At 65.7% G+C, this 18585-nt stretch carries 22 protein-coding genes; 4 read left to right on the forward strand and 18 right to left on the reverse strand.

Annotated features, from left to right (window positions below):
* Positions 1–13 precede the first annotated feature (13 nt).
* Together J0H39_03195 and J0H39_03200 are read left to right on the forward strand one after the other, a co-directional pair.
* Complete coding sequence (locus J0H39_03195; protein MBN9495738.1) at positions 14–478, forward strand: hypothetical protein; 465 nt, start codon at positions 14–16, stop codon at positions 476–478.
* Positions 475–1470, forward strand: a complete 996-nt coding sequence (locus J0H39_03200; protein MBN9495739.1) for an adenylate/guanylate cyclase domain-containing protein — start codon at positions 475–477, stop codon at positions 1468–1470. Before J0H39_03195 ends, J0H39_03200 begins: the two co-directional genes overlap by 4 nt.
* Here J0H39_03200 and ccmI read toward each other — a convergent pair whose 3' ends face one another.
* The 15 genes from ccmI to J0H39_03275 form a co-directional block, all read right to left on the reverse strand.
* Complete coding sequence (gene ccmI / locus J0H39_03205) at positions 1471–2868, reverse strand: c-type cytochrome biogenesis protein CcmI (protein MBN9495740.1); 1398 nt, start codon at positions 2866–2868, stop codon at positions 1471–1473.
* On the reverse strand, positions 2865–3314 hold the full coding sequence (locus J0H39_03210; protein MBN9495741.1) for a cytochrome c-type biogenesis protein CcmH: 450 nt from the start codon (positions 3312–3314) through the stop codon (positions 2865–2867). The genes ccmI and J0H39_03210 overlap by 4 nt, the downstream gene beginning before the upstream one ends.
* Positions 3311–3850: a DsbE family thiol:disulfide interchange protein gene (locus J0H39_03215; GenBank protein MBN9495742.1), complete on the reverse strand. Its 540-nt coding sequence runs from the start codon at positions 3848–3850 to the stop codon at positions 3311–3313. The genes J0H39_03210 and J0H39_03215 overlap by 4 nt, the downstream gene beginning before the upstream one ends.
* The gene (locus J0H39_03220) at positions 3847–5883 is read right to left on the reverse strand and encodes a heme lyase CcmF/NrfE family subunit (protein MBN9495743.1); all 2037 of its coding nucleotides are present in this window, start codon (positions 5881–5883) and stop codon (positions 3847–3849) included. Before J0H39_03220 ends, J0H39_03215 begins: the two co-directional genes overlap by 4 nt.
* Position 5884: 1 nt before the next feature.
* A complete protein-coding gene (ccmE, locus tag J0H39_03225) occupies positions 5885–6322 on the reverse strand; it encodes a cytochrome c maturation protein CcmE (GenBank protein ID MBN9495744.1) in 438 nt (145 codons plus the stop codon).
* Between the two features lie 35 nt (positions 6323–6357).
* Complete coding sequence (gene ccmD / locus J0H39_03230) at positions 6358–6516, reverse strand: heme exporter protein CcmD (GenBank protein ID MBN9495745.1); 159 nt, start codon at positions 6514–6516, stop codon at positions 6358–6360.
* Positions 6513–7256: a heme ABC transporter permease gene (locus J0H39_03235; protein MBN9495746.1), complete on the reverse strand. Its 744-nt coding sequence runs from the start codon at positions 7254–7256 to the stop codon at positions 6513–6515. The genes ccmD and J0H39_03235 overlap by 4 nt, the downstream gene beginning before the upstream one ends.
* A 121-nt stretch (positions 7257–7377) precedes the next feature.
* The gene (gene ccmB, locus J0H39_03240; protein MBN9495747.1) at positions 7378–8043 is read right to left on the reverse strand and encodes a heme exporter protein CcmB; all 666 of its coding nucleotides are present in this window, start codon (positions 8041–8043) and stop codon (positions 7378–7380) included.
* A complete protein-coding gene (ccmA, locus tag J0H39_03245) occupies positions 8040–8672 on the reverse strand; it encodes a heme ABC exporter ATP-binding protein CcmA (GenBank protein MBN9495748.1) in 633 nt (210 codons plus the stop codon). The genes ccmB and ccmA overlap by 4 nt, the downstream gene beginning before the upstream one ends.
* Positions 8673–9250: 578 nt before the next feature.
* On the reverse strand, positions 9251–10480 hold the full coding sequence (locus tag J0H39_03250; protein MBN9495749.1) for an AMP-binding protein: 1230 nt from the start codon (positions 10478–10480) through the stop codon (positions 9251–9253).
* Entirely contained in the window at positions 10477–11271 is a 795-nt protein-coding gene (locus tag J0H39_03255; protein ID MBN9495750.1) for an ABC transporter ATP-binding protein, read from the reverse strand. The genes J0H39_03250 and J0H39_03255 overlap by 4 nt, the downstream gene beginning before the upstream one ends.
* Positions 11272–11333: 62 nt before the next feature.
* The gene (locus tag J0H39_03260) at positions 11334–12668 is read right to left on the reverse strand and encodes an ABC transporter substrate-binding protein (protein ID MBN9495751.1); all 1335 of its coding nucleotides are present in this window, start codon (positions 12666–12668) and stop codon (positions 11334–11336) included.
* 95 nt (positions 12669–12763) lie between these two features.
* Entirely contained in the window at positions 12764–13402 is a 639-nt protein-coding gene (locus J0H39_03265; GenBank protein MBN9495752.1) for an aquaporin family protein, read from the reverse strand.
* Positions 13399–13905: an arsenate reductase ArsC gene (locus J0H39_03270; GenBank protein MBN9495753.1), complete on the reverse strand. Its 507-nt coding sequence runs from the start codon at positions 13903–13905 to the stop codon at positions 13399–13401. Before J0H39_03270 ends, J0H39_03265 begins: the two co-directional genes overlap by 4 nt.
* On the reverse strand, positions 13902–14264 hold the full coding sequence (locus J0H39_03275) for a helix-turn-helix transcriptional regulator (protein MBN9495754.1): 363 nt from the start codon (positions 14262–14264) through the stop codon (positions 13902–13904). Before J0H39_03275 ends, J0H39_03270 begins: the two co-directional genes overlap by 4 nt.
* Positions 14265–14371: 107 nt before the next feature.
* On the opposite strand from J0H39_03275, the gene J0H39_03280 reads away from it, so the two are divergent.
* Together J0H39_03280 and J0H39_03285 are read left to right on the forward strand one after the other, a co-directional pair.
* Entirely contained in the window at positions 14372–14689 is a 318-nt protein-coding gene (locus tag J0H39_03280) for a helix-turn-helix transcriptional regulator (GenBank protein ID MBN9495755.1), read from the forward strand.
* A gap of 43 nt (positions 14690–14732) precedes the next feature.
* Positions 14733–16139: an NAD(P)-binding domain-containing protein gene (locus tag J0H39_03285; GenBank protein ID MBN9495756.1), complete on the forward strand. Its 1407-nt coding sequence runs from the start codon at positions 14733–14735 to the stop codon at positions 16137–16139.
* Here J0H39_03285 and J0H39_03290 read toward each other — a convergent pair.
* The 3 genes from J0H39_03290 to J0H39_03300 form a co-directional block, all read right to left on the reverse strand.
* Complete coding sequence (locus J0H39_03290; GenBank protein ID MBN9495757.1) at positions 16111–16482, reverse strand: cytochrome c family protein; 372 nt, start codon at positions 16480–16482, stop codon at positions 16111–16113. The two genes, J0H39_03285 and J0H39_03290, sit on opposite strands and share 29 nt — an antisense overlap.
* A gap of 97 nt (positions 16483–16579) precedes the next feature.
* A complete protein-coding gene (locus J0H39_03295) occupies positions 16580–17656 on the reverse strand; it encodes a branched-chain amino acid ABC transporter permease (protein ID MBN9495758.1) in 1077 nt (358 codons plus the stop codon).
* Positions 17656–18582 (reverse strand): branched-chain amino acid ABC transporter permease, encoded by a 927-nt coding sequence (locus J0H39_03300; protein ID MBN9495759.1) that lies wholly within the window; start codon positions 18580–18582, stop codon positions 17656–17658. Before J0H39_03300 ends, J0H39_03295 begins: the two co-directional genes overlap by 1 nt.
* Positions 18583–18585 lie beyond the last annotated feature (3 nt).

An 18585-nucleotide genomic window follows, 5' to 3' on the forward strand; every position in this document is an offset into this window, starting at 1 on the left:
TAATTTGCGCTCCATGAGCGCCGAACTTCTCGCTTCCATCGAACATGTGGGCCTGCGCGGCCTGTTCCGTTACTGGCTGCGCCATTGCCCGGCCAGCGGCAGCATTCCGCGCGCCAAGACCTTCGGCGTCGAAGGCCTGTCCGATTGGGCGCGCAATCTGATCGTCATCGAAGTGCGCGCCGCGCAGAATTTCCGCTACGGTTTTTACGGCACGTCGTTCCGCAAGGCGTTCGGCATCGACATGACGGGCGCCAATGTGGATGATCTCCCGACCGAGCAGGCGAGCCTGCTGCGCGCCGAATATCGCCTCGTGCGGCGCACGCAACGCCCTTATTGGCGCGTCTATGCCGCGTGGTTCGGCAAGAACGACGAGCCGCAAACTTGGGAGCGTCTTTCCTTGCCGCTGACCAACGACAAAGGCGACGTGAAATTCATCCTCGCCGCTGCCTATCGCGTCGATCGCGCGAGCCGAGCATGAGCAAGCGCGCGCGCCTCGTCGCGATTTTGACGGCGCTGGCGACGGTGCTGAGCGCGATCTACGGCGCGTTCATGGGCGGGCCCGAAGGTTCGCAAGGCGGGGCGATCCGCGGCGTGATCGCGGGCCTGCCGATCAGCTTGGCGATCGGCTTGTTCGAATCTTACGTCGTCGATGGGCCCGCCGGGCGGCGCTTGCGCGCGGCACCCTTCGCGATTTCGCTGCTCGCGCGCTTCGTCGCGTGGTGGGCGGCGATCCTTGCCGGCCTCGTGCTGATGCGCTGGTCGATGCCCTATCCCAACGCCAGCCGCGTGCCGGAATTCCTGGCCGATATCGCGTTCAGCTTCGCGCTGCTGGCGGCCGCGTCGTCCTATCTGTCGATCGACCGCTTGCTCGGCAAAGGCAATTTGTGGCGGCTGATGATCGGTCGCTATCATCGCCCGCGCGAGGAATCGCGGCTCTTCCTGTTTCTCGACATGGAAGGCTCGACCGCCGCTGCGGAGAAACTCGGCGCCCCCCGTTTCCTCGAACTCTTGGGCGGCGCGATACTCGACGCGACGCCGCCGATCCTCGAATCGCGCGGCGAAATCCATCGCTATATCGGCGACGAGATCGTCGTGACTTGGCCCATCGCGCGCGCCGACGACGCGGTCAAAGGCGCCATCGCGACGATCGCCGCCCTCGATGCGCTCGCCCCCGATTACGTCGCGCGTTTCGGTATCGCGCCGCGCTTTCGCGGCGGCTTGCATGGCGGCGCGGTGGCGGTGGGCGAAATCGGCGACGTGCGGCGCGAGATCGTCTATCTCGGCGATGCGGTCAACGTCGCCAAGCGGTTGGAAACCGAAGCGGGCGCCCGGCGCGCGCGCTTGCTGGTTTCGGGCGATGTGGTCGCGGGGCTGCGTGATGCGGGGCTTCGCGCGCGGCTGACCGACCTTGGCGAGATTCCCATCGCCGGCCGCGCGGCACCGTTGCGGACGTATATCGCCGCGGTCTGACTATTCGGCGCGTTTCAGCTTTTCGATGCGCTCGGTCAAATCGGCGCGCGCGGGCGAATCCGCCGGGATCGTGTCGAGCAAACGTTGCCACAACGCCGTCGCCGCCAGCTTGTTGCCCGCGTTCGCGGCGTCGAGGCCGTTGAGCCACAGCGCCGCCGGGTTCGCGGGCTCAAGCTCCAACAAGCGCGCCATCGCGACGCGCCCCGGCTCGGGCAAGCGCTCGGCCTCGGGCACCAGATCGAGCAGCGCATCGGCGTAGTCCTGCAGCACGCCGACATTGTTGGGCACGATCGCGGCCGTGCGCGCGAAAGCGGTAAGCGCCTTGTCCTTCTCGCCCAGCACGCGCCAGCTGCGCGCCAAACGCCGCCAGCCATCCAGATCGTCGGGTTGCGCCTCGAGACGCGTCGCGAGCGATTCGACCATCGTGCGGATGGCGGCGAGGCGATCGGCGTCGGGCAAGGCGGCGATGCCCGCGCCGCCGGGCGGCACGATCGACGGCGGGCCCAGCGTGATCTGGGCCGGCGGATTATTGGCCGTGGCGCGAAGGCCGCGCAGATTGATGCGCGATTCCTTGGCCGCTTCCTCCATGCGCGCACGCACGGTTTCGACCCAGGGCGCGTCCTTGGGCGAGGCGGCGATCAGATCGAACCAAATCCGCACGGCGTCGCGCGCTTGCCCCGCTTGCAGCCGCGCCAAGCCGGTGAAGAAACGCGCGCGCGGATCGCCGGGGGCCACTTCCAGCACGCGCGCGAAGGCCGCTTCGGCTTCCGGCGTCACGTTGCCGTCATTGGCGGCGACCGCCGCTTCGCCCAGCAGCCCGGCGATCTCCGGCGGTTTGCCGGCGATCTCGTCGGCCTTGCGCCACGCGGTCAAGGCTTCGGCGGTTTGGCCGATGGCGCTCGTCGCTTGCGCCAAACGTATCCAGGCTTCCAGATCGTTGGGGTCTTGCGCCGTGCGCTCGCGCATCGTTTGCGCGAAACGCACGATCTGCTGGCGATCGCTTTCGCCTTCATCGGGGCCTTGCATCCGCCGCTCGGCCAAAGGCTGGCCGGGCAGGCCGGGCGCGCCGCGATCGGCGTAAAGCGCCACACCCGCCAGCGGCAAAGCCAGCACCAGCAGCGCCGCGAGTTTACGCAAAGCGGGCTGCGCCACGCTGCCTTCGGCCGTTTCGTTCGCGACCGCCAGCAAGCGCCGGCCGATTTCCGCGCGCGCGGCTTTGGCTTCCGCTTCGCCGATGGCGCCGCGCGCCATGTCGCGATCGATCTCGGCCAATTGGTCGCGATAGATTTCCTTGTCGAACTCGGCGCGCGATTGCGCGTTCGCCTTGGGCCGCAGCAGCGGCCACAACACGGCGCCGATACTCGAGACCGCCAGAAGAATCGCCAGCGCCCAGATCATTCGCGGCGCTCCACGATCGCCTTCAAACGCGCTTCTTCTTCCGCGCTGAGCGGCGCTTCGGCGGCGGGTTTGCGCCGGCGCAGATAGACGAAGGCGCCCGCCGCGCCCAATAACAGGATCGCCAACGGGCCAAACCACAGCACCGCCGTATCCTCGCGCATCGGCGGACGCAGCAGCACGTAATCGCCGTAGCGGCGCACGACATAGTCGAGCACGCCCGCGTCGCTGTCGCCCGCGACCAACCGCTCGCGCACCAAACGGCGCAGATCGGCGGCCAAGGGCGCGTTGGAATCGTCGATCGATTGGTTCTGGCAAACCTGACAGCGCAGTTCCAAGCTCAAGGCGCGCGCGCGCGCTTCGAGTGCGGGGTCCGCGAGCCGTTCGCTGGGCAGCACGGCCAAAGCCGGGCCCGCCATCAGCATCAACAGGAAAGCGAGCCGCTTCATGGTTTGCGCTTCAATTCTTCGATCAGCGGCAGGATTTGGTTGTTCAGCATGTCGGGCGTGACCGCGCCGACATGCTTGAAACGGATCGTGCCGGTCTTGTCGACGACGAACGTCTCCGGCACGCCGTAGACGCCCCAATCGATGGCGACGCGGCCGTCGAAATCCCAGCCGATCGCCTTATAGGGGTTGCCGAGCTCGCGCAGCCATTTGGCCGAATCCTCGGCCTTGTCCTTGTAGGAAATGCCGTAGATCGGCACGGCGTTGTCGCGCGCGAGGCGCATGAAAATCGGATGCTCGATCCGGCACGGCGCGCACCACGATGCGAAGACGTTGACCAGCGCCACTTCACCTTTCAGGCCGGCACTGGTCAGCGCGGGTTTGCCCGTGCCCGCGATTTCGGGCAGCGCGAATTCGGGGATCGGCTTGTCGATCAGCGCCGACGGGATCTTGCTGGGATCGCGCGTCAGGCCGAAACCGAAATAGACCGCCACGCCCGCGAAGACGAGCAGCGGCAGAATGAACAGGAGACGCTTCATTCGGCCGCCGTCGGCAGTGCGGCGTGCGGCAAACGCTGTGGGGCGCCCACGCGATGGCGCCGGTCGGTGAGCGATACGCCCGCGCCGATCATCATCACCAGCGCGCCCAGCCACACCCAGGGGACCAGCGGGTTGTGATAGATGCGCGCGGTCCACGCGACGTCCTGGCCCGCCATGGTCAGGAAGGCGGGCGGACCCGAAGCGCCGGGCTGGCCCGCGCCCTCGGGATCGCCGATCGTGGCGTAAAGATCGGCCAGCAGATTCGTGCGGATCGAGGCTTCGGTCGTCGTCGAACCCGCCGCCGGGAACAGGCGTTTCTCCGGCGTCATCACCGCGTAAAGGCGTTCGTTCTTGTAAACCTCGAACACCGCGCGCGTGGCGATGTAGTTCGGTCCTTCCTGGCGCTGCGTGCCTTTGAACACGAAGCTATAGCCCGCGACGTCGAACGCGTCGCCCGCGCGTACCAATCGGATCACTTCGGTCTGCCACGCGGTCGAGCCGGTGATGCCGAGCACCATCAGGCCCAGCCCCGCATGCGCGATGGTCATGCCCCAGGCGGCGCGCGGCAGATTGACCGCGCGCGACCACACGGTGGCGAGCGGGGCGCGAAACAGCTTCACGCGTTCCGCCCATTCGACCAACGCGCCGAAGATCAGCCATGCGGCGAGGCCCATCGCCAACGCGGCGAGGACATGGCGGGTATTGTCGACGGCGAGCGTCAGCAGGATCACGCCGAGGCTGAGTGCGAGTGCCACCCACAGGCGCTGGAACACCGCCCCCAGTTCCGCGCGCTTCCAGCCCATCATCGGCCCGAACGACACGGCGATCAGCAGCGGCACCATCAACGGCACGAAGGTCGCGTTGAAGAAGGGCGGGCCGACCGAAACCTTGGCGCCGCCGATCGCTTCCAGGAACAAGGGATACAGCGTGCCGATGAACACGGTCGCGGTCGCCGTGCCCAGCAGCAGATTGTTCAGCACCAGCCCGCCTTCGCGGCTGATCGGCTGGAACAAGCCGCCGCCTTTCAGCATCGGGGCACGCCATGCGTACAGCGCCAGCGAGCCGCCGACGGCGATCACCAGAATCGCCAGGATGAACACGCCGCGCTTGGGATCGACCGCGAAAGCGTGGACGGAGGTGAGAATGCCCGATCGCACGAGGAACGTGCCGACCAGCGACAGCGCGAAAGCGAGAATGGCGAGCAGGATCGTCCAGGTCTTCAGCGCGTCGCGCTTTTCCGCGACGATCGCCGAATGCAGCAACGCGGCACCGACCAGCCAGGGCATGAAGCTGGCGTTCTCGACCGGGTCCCAGAACCACCAGCCGCCCCAGCCCAATTCGTAATAGGCCCACCAGGAGCCGAGCGCGATGCCGCCGGTCAGCGCCGACCACGCGGCCAGCGTCCAGGGCCGCACCCAGCGCGCCCAGGCGGCATCCACGCGGCCTTCGATCAACGCCGCCATCGCGAAGGCGAACACGATCGAGAAGCCGACATAGCCGAGATAAAGCAGCGGCGGATGGAAGGCGAGACCGGGATCCTGCAACAACGGATTGAGGTCCTGCCCGTCCGGCGGCGGCGGGAACACGCGATTGAACGGGTTCGACGTGAACACGATGAAGGCGAGGAAGGCCACACCGATCATCGCCTGGATCGACAAGGTGCGCGCCTTCAAACCCGGCGGCAGATTGCGCCCGAACGCGGCGACGGCCGCCCCGAACAGCGCCAGGATCAGCGCCCACAGCACCATCGAGCCTTCGTGATTTCCCCACGAACCGCTGACCTTGTAGAGCATGGGCTTCGCGGAGTGCGAGTTGCGCACCACGTTTTCGACCGTGAAGTCGGAAACGACGAAGGAATAGATCAGGCAGCCGAACGCCAAGGCGACCAGGAAGAACTGCGCATAGGCCGCGGGCTTGGCCGTCGCCATCAAGGCGGGGTCGCGCGCTTGCGCGCCCGCCAGCGGTAGCACCGATTGGATCAGCGCCACGCAAAGTGCCAGGATCAACGCGATATGGCCAAGCTCGGGCGCCATGTCAGTTCTTCGCCCCCGGCGGTTCGGTATGCTGCCAGCGCCCCGAACGCTTCAGCGCTTCGGCGACTTCGGGCGGCATGTAGTTTTCGTCGTGGCGCGCCAGCACTTCGCTGGCGGTGAACACGCCGTCGGCCGCGAGCTTGCCGTTGGCGACCACACCTTGGCCTTCGCGGAACAGATCGGGCAACACGCCGCGATAGACGACGGGCACGGCGTGCTCCAGATCGGTCACGCGGAATTTGACTTCGGTGCTGCCCGTGACGCGTTCCAGCGAGCCTTCTTCGACCAAGCCGCCGATGCGCATCTGGCGGTCGAGCGGCGCCTTATGCGTCGCCACGTCGGTCGGCGTACGGAAGAACACGAGATGATCGTCGAACGCCGTCAGCGTCAACGCGGCGGCGGTCCCGAGACCGATCATCGCCAGCAGCAGCACGGCCATGCGGCGGCGTTTGGCGGCGCGCGCTTTGGGAAGTTTCATGGCGCGTCCTCGCGCTCGAACGCGGCGAGATCGGCTTCCAGCCCGCGCAAACGGCGCCAGCTCGACACGCCCAGGCCGATCACCACCACGGCCGTCAGCGCGTAGCTCGTCCACACATAGATCGCGTAGCCGCCCATGGCGAAATACTCGCTCATAGCGCGGGGCTCCCCGACAAGCGCGCCTGGACGAGGGCGCCCAAGCGCCGCTCGATCAATTCGGCTTGGATGCGCACCAGCGCCAACACAACAAAGAGCAGCGTGTAGCCGACCGCCATCGCCAGCAACGGCCACAGCATCGACGGATGGATCGCCGGCCCGTCGAGCCGCATCACCGAGGCGGGCTGATGCAGCGTGTTCCACCAATCGACCGAGAATTTGATGATCGGCAGATTGACGGCACCGACGAGGGCGAGCACGGCGGAAGCGCGGCTCCCTCGCGTCGCGTCGTCGAACGCGTTGTTGAGCGCCATATAGGCGAGATAGACGAAGAACAGGATCAGCACCGAGGTCAGGCGCGCATCCCATTCCCACCACGTGCCCCACATCGGCTTGCCCCACAGCGAGCCGGTGGCGAGGCACAGGAAGGTGAACGCCGCCCCGATGGGTGCGATGGCGCGGCCCGCGACTTCCGCCAACGGATGGCGCCAAACGAGCGTCGCCGCCCCCGCCAATGCGAGATTCGCGTAGACGAACATCGCCATCCAAGCGGCGGGCACGTGGATATACATGATCCGTACGCTCTGCCCTTGCTGGTAGTCGGGCGGCGAAACGAACAGCGCTTGATACAAGCCGTAGCCCAGGCACAACGCCGCGCCGCCGGCCGCCCAGGGAAAGATCCGGGCGGACAACCGCTTGAAATTGGCGGGGCTGGCGAAACGATGCCAATTCACGGGCAAACCTGCGGTTTTTCCTGCGTCGCGATGGGGGGACTATGGCGCGCGGGAATGTGAAAATCCAACCCAATGAAGGCGACAAGATGGCGCGGTGCCCGGGAAGTTGAACACCGCATCGCGGGGGTTATTCCGCCGCCTGGCGCAACGATGCCGCCATGGCGAAGGGGGCGATCGTCAGGGCGAAGACCGACAAGCCCGCCAGCAGGAAAAGATGGGGGCGCGGGCTCAGCCCCGCGATCGCCGCATCGACCGCCGCGACCGCGAAAATCAGGATGGGTACCGTCAGCGGCAGTACGATCAGGGCGAGCAGCGCGCCGCCGCGCCGCGCATTGACCGACAAAGCGGCGCCGATCCCGCCGAACAGCGACAGGCCGGGCGTGCCCAGCACCAGGGTCAGCAGCAGCGTCGCGTAACCTTCCGCCGGCAGATGCAGCATCGTCGCGACGATGGGCGAAATCGCGATCAACGGCAGCGCCGTGGTGATCCATTGCGCCGCGACTTTGGCCAAAGCGAGAAGTTCGAGCGGTGCAGGCGCTGTGACCAGCAAATCGAGCGAGCCGTCCTCCGCCTCCGCCTGGAACAAGCGGTCGAGCGACATGAGGCACGCGAGCAAGGCGGTCACCCACACGATGCCGATGGCGACGCGCGCCAGGATTTGCGGCTCGGGCCCGATGCCGAACGGAAAAAGCGACGCGGCGATGACGAAGAAGGCGAGGATCGTCGCGATCTCGTTCGGGTGGCGCCAAGCCATCCGCACATCGCGCGCGATCAGGGCGAAAGCGGCGCTCATGCGGCTTTCCGTTCGCCCAGCGTCAACGTGACGGCTTCGGCGCCCGCGAAATCCAAATGCGTCGCGGCGACGACGATGCCGCCGCTTTCGCGATGTGCCGCGATGGCGGTTTCCAAACGCGCGGTCGACTCCGCGTCGAGCCCGTTGGTCGGCTCGTCGAGCAGCCACAAGGGCGCGGGGGCGGCGATCAACCGCGCGAGCGCCACGCGCTTGCGCTGGCCTTGGCTCAACAACCTTGCCGGCAGATCGGCAAGTTTGGTCAGCGCGAACGCGTCGAGTGCCGCGCCGATCTTGTCGGCCGCTTGGCCGCGCAAGCGTGCGTGAAAAACCAGATGCTCGGCGATGGTGAGGGCGGGTTTCAGCGCGTCGCTATGCCCCGCATAGGAAACGCGCGCGCGGTGCGCGTCGGGATCGTCGGCGATGTCTTCGCCGTTCCACAGCAGCGCGCCATGCGCGGGCCCGATCAAGCCCGCCATCATCCGCAGCAGACTGGATTTGCCCGCGCCGTTGGGGCCGCGCAGCACCAGCAAGCCGCCGGCCTCGGCGCGGAAATCCAATTGCCGGAACACGATCCGCCCGCCGCGCAGACAGGCGAGATCATGGGCTTCGAACGCGGCGCGACCGATCATGGGGGCGCAATCTATCGAAGATGCGAGGAGAAGGAAAAAGCAGGGGAAAAAAATCGGCGGGCGGGGCGATACATCCACGCCCCAACCCGCCTTCGCGCAAGTTCCCGAGGGGACTGGAGTCCGGGGAGTCCGTCTCGGGCGAGAGGTCGGCGGAACCTTTGTGTGCGCGATCACCGTCGTTCCGTCGATGCGCATATAACGGGCCGGATCGGGCGCTATTCGGGCGCGTTTATGGCCAAATCGTGATTTTTGCCAAGCTATTGTAACCGCTTGTAAATTCGTGACTGAAACGGATCAGTTGCGCGTTGTGTGCATCCAATTCGTCTCGATACATGCGCAAAGCGCATGCCTTGCCTCGCGGCTTATCGCAAGTCATTCGCCAAAAGGTGGCGCATCTTCCCCTGCGTTCGCGCCGGGACATGACCCGGCCGTCATGGAGAGAAAAATGTTGGCGTTCGTGTCGATGGTTTCGATGGTGGCAGCTCTGGGTGCGCTGGCTTGGGCGCTCGGCCGCTCGTCGGAGTCGCTGATCGCGACCCACCCGGCCGTCATGGCCGCGGCGGCGCACCGCTAACCTCTCAATCGTATTTCCGCAGATCCTCGATCACCTTGCCGTCATTCGGCAGGGTGCCCGGCTTCGCAAATTCGATCGCCCCTTTGAGCTTGGTGAGCGCCGTGAGGTCGCTCGCCAGCTTGGCGGCAAGCGAATCGCTTGGCGGCGCTTCGACGCGCAGGGTCATCAAATCGTTGTCGCCGTCGCGCGTCACGACCAAGCGGAATTTCGCGAGGCCGGATCGTTTCGCCGCCTCGGCCACTTGGCCGGGATGGACGAACATGCCCTTCACCTTCGTCGTCTGATCGGCGCGGCCCATCCAGCCGCGCAGTCGCGCATTCGTGCGTCCGCAAGCGGAAACACCGGGCACGAACGTCGATAGGTCCCCGGTGGCGAAGCGGATCAACGGATATTCGGGCGTGAGCGTCGTCACGACGACTTCGCCGACCTCGCCTTGCGCCAAGGGCTCGCCGGTTCCCGGCCGCACGATCTCGACCAGAACCGATTCGTCGAGGATCAAGCCTTCGTCGGCCGCACTCTCGTAGCCGATCAAACCCAGATCGGCGGTCGCGTAGCATTGCAGCACGGCGATGCCGCGCGCCGTGAACTCGGCGCGCAAGGCTTTGGGCAAAGCTTCGCCCGACACGACCGCGCGTTTGATCGACGAAATATCGCTGCCGGTCTCCGCCGCTTTCTCCAACAGGATTTTCAGGAACGACGGCGTACCGACATAGGCGTCGGGCTTTATGTCGGCGATGGCGCGTAGTTGCAGCTCGGTGTTGCCAACCCCGGCGGGGACGACCGCGCAGCCGATCGCTTGGGCGGCCATTTCCAGCATCGAACCGGCCGGGGTCAAATGATAGCTGAAGGCGTTGTGCACGATCATCCCGCGCCGGAAACCCGCCGCCCATAACGCGCGCGCCATGCGCCAGTAATCGCCGCGCTTGCCTTCGGGATCGTAGATCGGGCCCGGCGACATGAAGATGCGGCCCAGCGCGCCGCTCGCCACGGCGGTCAAACCGCCGAAGGGGGCCGAGTTCTTCTGCAACTCGATCAGATCGGATTTACGCAATACCGGCAACGCGGCCAGCGCCGCGCGATCGACGATTGATGCAGGATCGACGCCCGCCAGCGTGCGAGTGAAATAAGGCGCGTTCGCCTTGGCATGCGCGATCTGCTGGCGCAGACCCACGAATAGCTCCGCTTCGCGCGCGGCGGCATCGCGGGTTTCGCGTGCATCGTAGAATGCGCTCACGCCAGCCACCGTTTGCGGCGTTTGTAGTGTTTGACGTCGCGGAAGGATTTGCGGCCCGCGCCCGAAACGCCGAGATAGAACTCCTTCACGTCCGCGTTGCCGCGTAACGCTTCGGCCGTACCGTCGAGCACGACGCGCCCGTTTTCCAAGATATAGCCGTAATGCGCGTGGCGCAGCGCGATCGACGTGTTCTGCTCGGCCAGCAGGAACGACACGCCCTGTTCGCGATTGAGCCGCGCGACGATCTCGAAAATCTCCTCGACCAGCAGCGGGGCGAGGCCCATCGAAGGTTCGTCGAGCAGGATCGTTTCCGGGGCGGCCATCAGCGCGCGGCCGATCGCCGTCATTTGCTGTTCGCCGCCCGAGGTGTAGCCCGCTAGCGATTTGCGCCGTTCTTTCAAGCGCGGGAAATAGGCGTAGACCTTTTCGAGATCGCGCGCGATCGCCGTGCGCCCGTCGCCGCGGGTATAGGCGCCGGTCAGCAGATTCTCCTCGACCGTCAGATGGCCGAAGCAATGGCGGCCTTCCATCACTTGGATCACACCGCGCTTGACCAGATCGTTGGGGGTCAGCCCGTCGATGCGCTGACCCTTGTATTCGATCGTGCCTTTGGTCACGTCGCCGCGCTCGGCGCGCAGCAGATTGGAAATCGATTTGAGCGTCGTCGATTTGCCCGCACCGTTGGCGCCCAGCAACGCCACGATGCCGCCCTTGGGCACGTCCAGGCTCACGCCCTTCAGCACCAGGATCACGTGGTCGTAGATGACTTCGATATTGCGGACGGCGAGCAAGCAAGACCCGTGCGAAAGAAAAGGGGCGGATCGTCGCCGATCCGCCCCTTCGTTGCGTGACGTCAGCTCTGGTTGGCGCAGTTGCGCAGAGTCACGTTCTTCTCGCGCGCGTACTGCCCGGAGCTCGCCTCGTACATTTCGCGGACCATCTTGCGGTTGGGCTCGATCCAGTCGGACGCCCAATTCCACTTCTTGCCGTCCCATTGCTGGATACGGACGATGCCCCCGCCTTCGTGATCGCCACAGGAAAGCTTCAAGGGCGGCATGAAGCCTTCGAAGCCCATCGACGCGAGGCGCGTGGTGTCGAGGTTCAGCGCCTCGAACCCGTCGCGCACTTGCGCCCCCGTCATGGCCTTGCCCTTGCCGTGCTTTTCCTGCGCGGTGCGCACGGCCTCGACGATCATCGCCGCGTTCACCGCACCGCGATTATAGAGAACCGTGCCGATATGCTTGCCGTCGCCGGTGGCTTGGCCCGCTTTATGGACATGGTTCTCGATGTCGCGGATGACTTTGTAGTCCTTGCCCGAGCCGTGGAAATTCGCCGCGAGATAGCCCTTGGCGAGATCGCCGGGCGGGGTCACGTCCTGTTCGGAACCCGCCCACCACACGCCGATGAACTTGTCGCGCGGGAAGCCGACGGACGCCGCTTCCTGAATCGCGGTCGGGTTCATGATGCCCCAGCCCCACATGATCACGTAGTTGGGGCGGATCTGCCGGCCGATGCGCAGCCAGATCGCTTTCTGCTCCACGCCGGGATTGGGAACGGGGAATTCGGAAAGCTCGAATCCCTGTTCCTTCGCCAGGCGCTGGATCACCGGCAGCGGTTCCTTGCCGAAGGCGCTGTCGTGATAGATGTAGCTGATCTTCTTGCCGCGCAGATTGCCGCCTTCCTTGCTTTTGATGAACGACACGATGGCGTCCATCTGCGAGAAATAGGTGGCCGGCAACGTGAAGGTCCACGGGAAGACCCGCCCGTCGGAGGAATCCGAGCGCCCATAGCCGGAGGTGAGCAGCGGGATCTTATCCGCCGCCGTGCGCTCGATCAGCGCGTAGGTGATGCCCGTCGACAGCGGCACGATCGCCGTGGCGCCCAACGACCCGCGGCCCTTCAGGCGTTCGTAGCATTCGACGCCGCGATCGGTGTTGTAGGCGGTCTCGCATTCCTCCCAAGTCAATTTCACGCCGTTCACGCCGCCGTCACGCGCGTTGATCATCTTGAAGTAATCGACGAAGCCGTCGGCGAAGGGCGTGCCGTTCGGGCCGAAAGGTCCGGTGCGGTAGACGAGGGCGGGGATGAATTGTTCCTGGGCTTGGGCCAGGACCGGTGTCGGGGCCGACAGCGCACCGGCGGCGACAGCCGCGGCGGCGAAGACGAGCCCGAGTTTCGCGAACTTCATGGGCGTTCTCCCTGTATCGTATCGATGACGCGGCGCATTTTTTTATGCCGTCGTGATCGAACGATAGCCCGAATTCCACGGACCGGTAAGGGTGTTTATCGGGCCCGCCGCAGCGCGAAATACGCAATGCCCAGTCCGATCAATTGCGCGGCGACGAAGGCGGGCACGTCCGCAGAGCGGATACCGGCGAAACTGTCCGTCAGCGCGCGCGCCAGCGTCACCGCCGGATTCGCGAAACTGGTCGACGCCGTGAACCAATAGGCGCCGGCGATGTAGCAAGCGACGGCGGAAGGCGCTTGGGCCGCCGAAACGCGCAGCACGATCATCAGCAGGCCGCAGCTCGCGACGATTTCCGCCAGGAACTGGCTCGCTCCGCTGCGTATTTTTACGCCTTCCATCAGCGGCGGCAGGCCGAACATCAAATGCGCGATCACGACGCCCAGCACCGCACCCGCGATCTGCGCGGCGATGTAAGGGGCAAGATCGGCTTTGGGCAGATCGCCGCGGCCGACCATCGCCAATGACACCAGCGGATTGAAATGGGCCCCCGAGACGGGGCCGAACGTGGCGATCAGCGCATAGAGCACGCCCGCCGTCGCGAACGCGTTGGCGAGCAGCGCCAGCGCCACGTTTCCGTCCGCGAGACGTTCGGCCATGATGCCCGAACCGACGACGGCGGCGAGCAGAAACGCCGTACCCGCGAACTCGGCAAGCAGCCTTTCGCCGCGCGTCACGCCGGTTCCTTGTTCTTGCCCATCTCGTCGATCTTGCGCTGGATCTCCAGCTTCGACAGCGTCGCCAGCGGCAGATTGGCGAAAATTTGAATGCGCCGCTCGATCATGCGGAACACGTCGGCGGTGAAGGCCGCTTTTTCCGCGTCGCTGCCCTGGACGCCCGACGGATCGGGGAAGCCCCAATGCGCGGTCATCGGCTGGCCGGGCCAAATCGGGCAGGCTTCACCCGCCGCCTGATCGCAGACCGTGAACACGAAATGCATCACCGGCGCGCCCGGCTTGGCGAATTCGTCCCAGCTTTTCGATCGGAAGCCGGACGTGTCGAAGCCCATGCGTTGCAGCAGCGCTTCGACGAACGGGTTGATCCGCCCCGACGGGAAAGACCCCGCGCTATAGGCCTTGAAGCGGCCCTTCCCGTGCTTGTTCAGCAGCGCTTCGGCCATCACCGAACGCGCGGAGTTGTGGGTGCACAAGAACAGGACGTTTTTGACATCGTCGGTCATCGCACGGCGCTCTTGGTTCGAGGGGCAGGGGATTTGACGGGCGGGCAGACTTTCGCCGGCGCGCAAAGGGCGGGATTGCCGCCGCAGCAATTGTCGGTCAGGAAGCCGACCAAAGCGGTCATCGCTTCGAAATCCGCCGTGTAGCGGATCGAACGTCCTTCGCGCGTCGAGGCGATCAGGCCGGCGTTTTCCAGATCGCGCAGATGGAACGAAAGCGTGGGCGGCGGCACGTCCAGCGCGCGGGCCAGATCGCCGGCCGCAAGTCCATCCGGCCCGGCGGCGACGAGGGCGCGGAAGGCCCCCAGCCGTGTCGCTTGCGCCAAGGCGCCGAGCGCGTCGATGACATGCGTATCTTTCATATTTTTAAAAATATCAAAATGAGTTTTCGGCCTCAAGTCCGAATTTATATTTCGAATATTCCAGAAATACAGTTGACTCGATGACCGCGCGATGACATATTCGCGTCATGAAGACCGAAACCGCCGCCGCACATCTCGAAGCCTTGGGCAATTCCACGCGCCTGGCGATTTTCCGTCTGCTCGTGCGCGCGGGCGAGGAAGGCTTGCCCGTGGGCCGCATCCAGCAGCGTTTGGACTTGCCCGGCTCCACGCTGTCGCACCATCTGAAGGCGCTGTGCGCGGCCGGTCTCGTCCGGCAAACGCGCGAGCGTACGACGCTGATCTGCACCGCCGACTTCAAGCTGATGCGCGGGCTGGTCGATTTCCTCGTGGCCGAGTGCTGCGTCGAATCGAGCTGCGCCGCGCGCGACGGCAAAGCCGCGTGAATTTATCCATAATTTCCAACCTTCCAGAAATACGGAGATTCAAATGCACCCTGTGAAGCGTATCGCCATCGTCGGCGCCGGGCCCGTCGGCCTCGCCGCCGCCGCCCACGCCTTGGAGTACGGGATCGAGCCCATCGTTCTCGAACGGGGAGCGGCGGCGGGCCACGCCATCGCCCAATGGGCGCATGTGCCGATGTTCTCGACCTGGTCGTTGAACATCGATGCGGCGGGTGCGCGCCTGCTGGCGAAGACCGGCTGGACGCGGCCCGACGATAACGCCCACCCGACCGGCGGCGAATTGCTGACGCATTATGTGGCGCCGCTCGCCGCGACCGACGCGATGCGCAAGGCCGTGCGCTATCGCCACACGGTTCGTTCGATCGGGCGTGCGGGCATCGACAAGGTCAAGAACGCGGGCCGCGCGCAAGCGCCCTACGAGCTGATCGTCGATACGCCCGACGGTCCTTCGCGGTTCCGCGCCGATGCGGTGATCGACGCCTCGGGCACCTGGTTCGCGCCCAACCCGGCGGGCGCCGATGGCCGGGCCGCACCGGGCGAAGCGGCGAACGGGGCCCATATTTCCTATGGCATGCCCGATATCGCGGGGGCGGCGCGCGCGCGCTATGCGGGCAAGCGCATCGCCGTGCTGGGCGGCGGGCATTCGGCGATCGGCACGTTGATCGAACTCGCAGCCCTGGCTGAAACCGCGCCGGGCACGCGGATCGTCTGGCTCTATCGCGGCATGCGGCTGGAACGCGCTTTCGGCGGCGGTTCGGCCGATGCGTTGGCCGCGCGCGGGGCGCTCGGCAGCGAAATCGCGGAGCTTGTCGCGGCGGGCCGGATCGAGGTCGAGAAGGGCTTCCATCTCGACGCGATCGAGCCGGGCTTGGTGTTGCGCGCGGGCGACCGCCGGGTCGATGCCGACGAGCTAATCGTCGCGACCGGCTTCCGGCCCGATCTCGACATGCTGCGCGAAGTGCGGCTGTCGCTCGATCCCGCGTTGGAATGCCCGGCCGCGTTGGGGCCGCTGATCGATCCCAATCTGCATTCCTGCGGCACGGTGCGCCCGCATGGCGCGGCCGAATTGGCGCATCCCGATCCGGGCTTCTATCTCGCCGGCATGAAGGCCTATGGCCGCGCGCCGACCTTCCTGCTCGCCACCGGCTACGAACAGGTGCGCTCGATCGTGGCGGAACTGGCGGGCGACGTGATCGCCGCGCGGCGCGTGGAACTGGTGCTGCCCGAAACGGGCGTGTGCGCGGGGCCGGTCAAAACGACCGTGCGCGTCAAAGCCGCCAGCGTGCCGGCGGCGGCGGCGGGGTGTTGCGGGGGGCCCGCGACGGTCGCCGACGCGTGCTGCGTCGACGACCAGGAAGCGAAAGCGGCGGGCGAAGCGGGATGCGGCTGCGCCGCACCGGCGCTTATTTCAGCGTCGCAAGATACGCGATGACGTTGGCGCGCTCGGTCTCGTTGCGGATACCGGCGAAGGCCATCGTCGTGCCGGGCACGATCTCGCGCGGATTGATCAAGTATTTGTCCAGCACTTCCGGCGTCCAGACGAGATCGGCCTTCTGGTTGGCGGCCGAGTAGCGGAAACCTTCGACCTTGCCCGAGTGGCGGCCGACGACGCCGAACAGCGTCGGCCCCACGCCGCGGCGGCCTTCGGCCGTCACGATATGGCAGGCGGAGCACAGGCGCTTGAACGCGGCTTCGCCCGCGGCCGCGTCGGCGGCTTGGGCGGGGGTGGCGTAAGCGGCGAACGCAAGAAACGCGGCGGCGAGGGGGAGCTTCATCTGTCGAGCCTCGATGCTGTGGGTTTGGGCAAAGAGTTATGCCAGACCAAGCCCGAATTCAACATCGGGCGCGCCGTTTTGTCGCGGGGGGTCGCGCTCAATGCGGGAAGGGCCACAAACGCAGCTTTTCCTTGGCCAATTGCCAGAGGCGCGCGAGGCCGTGCGGCTCGACGATCAGGAAGAACACGATCAGCGCGCCGAAGATCATGTATTCGAAATGCGCGATCGTGGCGGTGGAGAGCGGCACGCCCAGCGACGTCGGTACGACGTTGAGGAAGATCGGCAGCAGCACGATGAACGCGGCCCCCAGGAACGAGCCGAGGATCGAACCCAAACCGCCGATGATGATCATGAACAGGATCTGGAAGGATCGGTTGATGTCGAAGGCGAGCGCTTCGACCGAGCTCGTATAGATGAACGCCCATAGCGCCCCCGCCACGCCGCAATAGAAAGACGACACCGCGAAGGCGAGCAGCTTGGTGCGTAGCGGGCGAATACCAATGATCTCCGCCGCGATATCCATGTCGCGGATCGCCATCCAGGCGCGGCCGATCCGCCCGCGCACGAGGTTTTTCGCGACCAGCGCCAGGACGGCGACGAGCGTCAGGCAGAAAATGTATTTCGCTTCCGCCGTCGCTTCGATGCCCGTGACGTAAAAGCCGAACACCGATCGCGGCGGGGCGGAGATGACGCCCGAGCTCGAATAGTTCGTGAACCAGGGCAGCTTGGTGAACAGCCAGATCAAAAAGAACTGCGCGGCCAGCGTGGCGACCGCCAGATAGAAGCCCTTGATGCGCAAACTCGGCACGCCGAACACCACGCCCACGGCGGCGGCCACCCCGCCCGACAGCAGAAAGACGAACACAATATTCAACTCGGGGAAGGCGGTCGCGAGTTTGTAGGCGGCAAAGGCGCCGCACGCCATGAAGCCGCCCGTCCCCAGCGACAATTGCCCGCAATAGCCGGTCAATATGTTCAGGCCGATTGCGGCCAGCGCGAAGATCAGGAACGGGATCAGGATCGTCGACAGGAAATAATGATCGGCGATCAGCGGAACCACGACGAAGGCGGCGAACAATATCGCGGCCATGCCGATGCGGTCTTGGCGGATCGGGAAGATCGCCTGATCGGCGGCGTAGTCGGATTTGAATTGGCCTGATTCGCGATACAGCATCACACGCGCTCGATGATTTTTTCGCCGAACAGGCCTTGCGGCCGGAACATCAGGAAGACGAGGGCGAGGATATAGGCGAACCAATCCTCGATCCCGCCGCCGATGCCCGGCGCCCAATAGACCTCCGCCACTTTCTCGCCCATGCCGATGATGAGGCCGCCGACGATGGCGCCGGGGATCGACGTGAACCCACCCAGGATCAACACCGGCAGCGCCTTCAGCGCGATCAGGGCGAGCGAGAATTGCACGCCGAGTTTCGAGCCCCACATGGTCCCGGCGACGAGGGCGACGAGGCCCGCGACCGCCCACACGATGACCCAGATCGTTTGCAGCGGAATGCCGACCGACTGTGCCGCTTGATGGTCGTCGGCGACGGCGCGCAACGCCCGGCCGATACGCGTCGATTGGAAGAAGAAGGCGAGCCCGGCGACCAGTGCCCCCGCGATCAGCGCCGCGACGATATCGAAACTATTGACCTGCACGCCGGCGAACTCGATCGGATCTTTGGGAATGCCGACGTCCAGGCGCTTCACGTCCGATCCCCAGATCGTCTGAAACAGCCCGTCGATGAAGAAGGTCACGCCGATCGTCGCCATGAACAGGATGATCGGCGCTTGATTGACCAGCGGGCGCAGCACCAGCCGCTCGATCGCCAGCGCCATCAGCAGCATCACGCCCAATGTCAGGATCAACGCGAGCCAGAACGGCGCGCCCAACTCCTCGAAGCCGACGAAGGTCAGCGCCGCGCACAGCACCATCGCCCCTTGCGCGAAATTGAACACGCCCGACGCTTTGAAGATCAGCACGAAGCCCAAAGCGACCAGGCTGTACATCACGCCCGACAACAAGCCGCCGATCACGACCTCGGCGAAGAACGCGGGGAATTCCCAGATCTCCTTCAGCGGGCCGAACAGAATGTCGATCATCGG

This window comes from Alphaproteobacteria bacterium, assembly GCA_017308135.1.
Lineage (GTDB): Bacteria > Pseudomonadota > Alphaproteobacteria > CACIAM-22H2 > CACIAM-22H2 > Tagaea.

Coding starts and splice junctions, on each gene's coding strand:
- J0H39_03260 (MBN9495751.1), bottom strand. CDS start 12,668: ATGAAGTTCGCGAAACTCGGGCTCGTCTTCGCCGCCGCGGCTGTCGCC.
- ccmE (MBN9495744.1), bottom strand. CDS start 6,322: ATGGCCGTGCTGCTGCTGGCGATGATCGGTCTCGGGACCGCCGCCGCG.
- J0H39_03290 (MBN9495757.1), bottom strand. CDS start 16,482: ATGAAGCTCCCCCTCGCCGCCGCGTTTCTTGCGTTCGCCGCTTACGCC.
- ccmD (MBN9495745.1), bottom strand. CDS start 6,516: ATGAGCGAGTATTTCGCCATGGGCGGCTACGCGATCTATGTGTGGACG.
- J0H39_03295 (MBN9495758.1), bottom strand. CDS start 17,656: ATGCTGTATCGCGAATCAGGCCAATTCAAATCCGACTACGCCGCCGAT.
- ccmI (MBN9495740.1), bottom strand. CDS start 2,868: ATGATCTGGGCGCTGGCGATTCTTCTGGCGGTCTCGAGTATCGGCGCC.
- J0H39_03280 (MBN9495755.1), top strand. CDS start 14,372: ATGAAGACCGAAACCGCCGCCGCACATCTCGAAGCCTTGGGCAATTCC.
- J0H39_03200 (MBN9495739.1), top strand. CDS start 475: ATGAGCAAGCGCGCGCGCCTCGTCGCGATTTTGACGGCGCTGGCGACG.
- ccmA (MBN9495748.1), bottom strand. CDS start 8,672: ATGATCGGTCGCGCCGCGTTCGAAGCCCATGATCTCGCCTGTCTGCGC.
- J0H39_03220 (MBN9495743.1), bottom strand. CDS start 5,883: ATGGCGCCCGAGCTTGGCCATATCGCGTTGATCCTGGCACTTTGCGTG.
- J0H39_03300 (MBN9495759.1), bottom strand. CDS start 18,582: ATGATCGACATTCTGTTCGGCCCGCTGAAGGAGATCTGGGAATTCCCC.
- J0H39_03195 (MBN9495738.1), top strand. CDS start 14: ATGAGCGCCGAACTTCTCGCTTCCATCGAACATGTGGGCCTGCGCGGC.
- J0H39_03210 (MBN9495741.1), bottom strand. CDS start 3,314: ATGAAGCGGCTCGCTTTCCTGTTGATGCTGATGGCGGGCCCGGCTTTG.
- J0H39_03270 (MBN9495753.1), bottom strand. CDS start 13,905: ATGACCGACGATGTCAAAAACGTCCTGTTCTTGTGCACCCACAACTCC.
- J0H39_03275 (MBN9495754.1), bottom strand. CDS start 14,264: ATGAAAGATACGCATGTCATCGACGCGCTCGGCGCCTTGGCGCAAGCG.
- J0H39_03285 (MBN9495756.1), top strand. CDS start 14,733: ATGCACCCTGTGAAGCGTATCGCCATCGTCGGCGCCGGGCCCGTCGGC.
- J0H39_03215 (MBN9495742.1), bottom strand. CDS start 3,850: ATGAAGCGTCTCCTGTTCATTCTGCCGCTGCTCGTCTTCGCGGGCGTG.
- ccmB (MBN9495747.1), bottom strand. CDS start 8,043: ATGAGCGCCGCTTTCGCCCTGATCGCGCGCGATGTGCGGATGGCTTGG.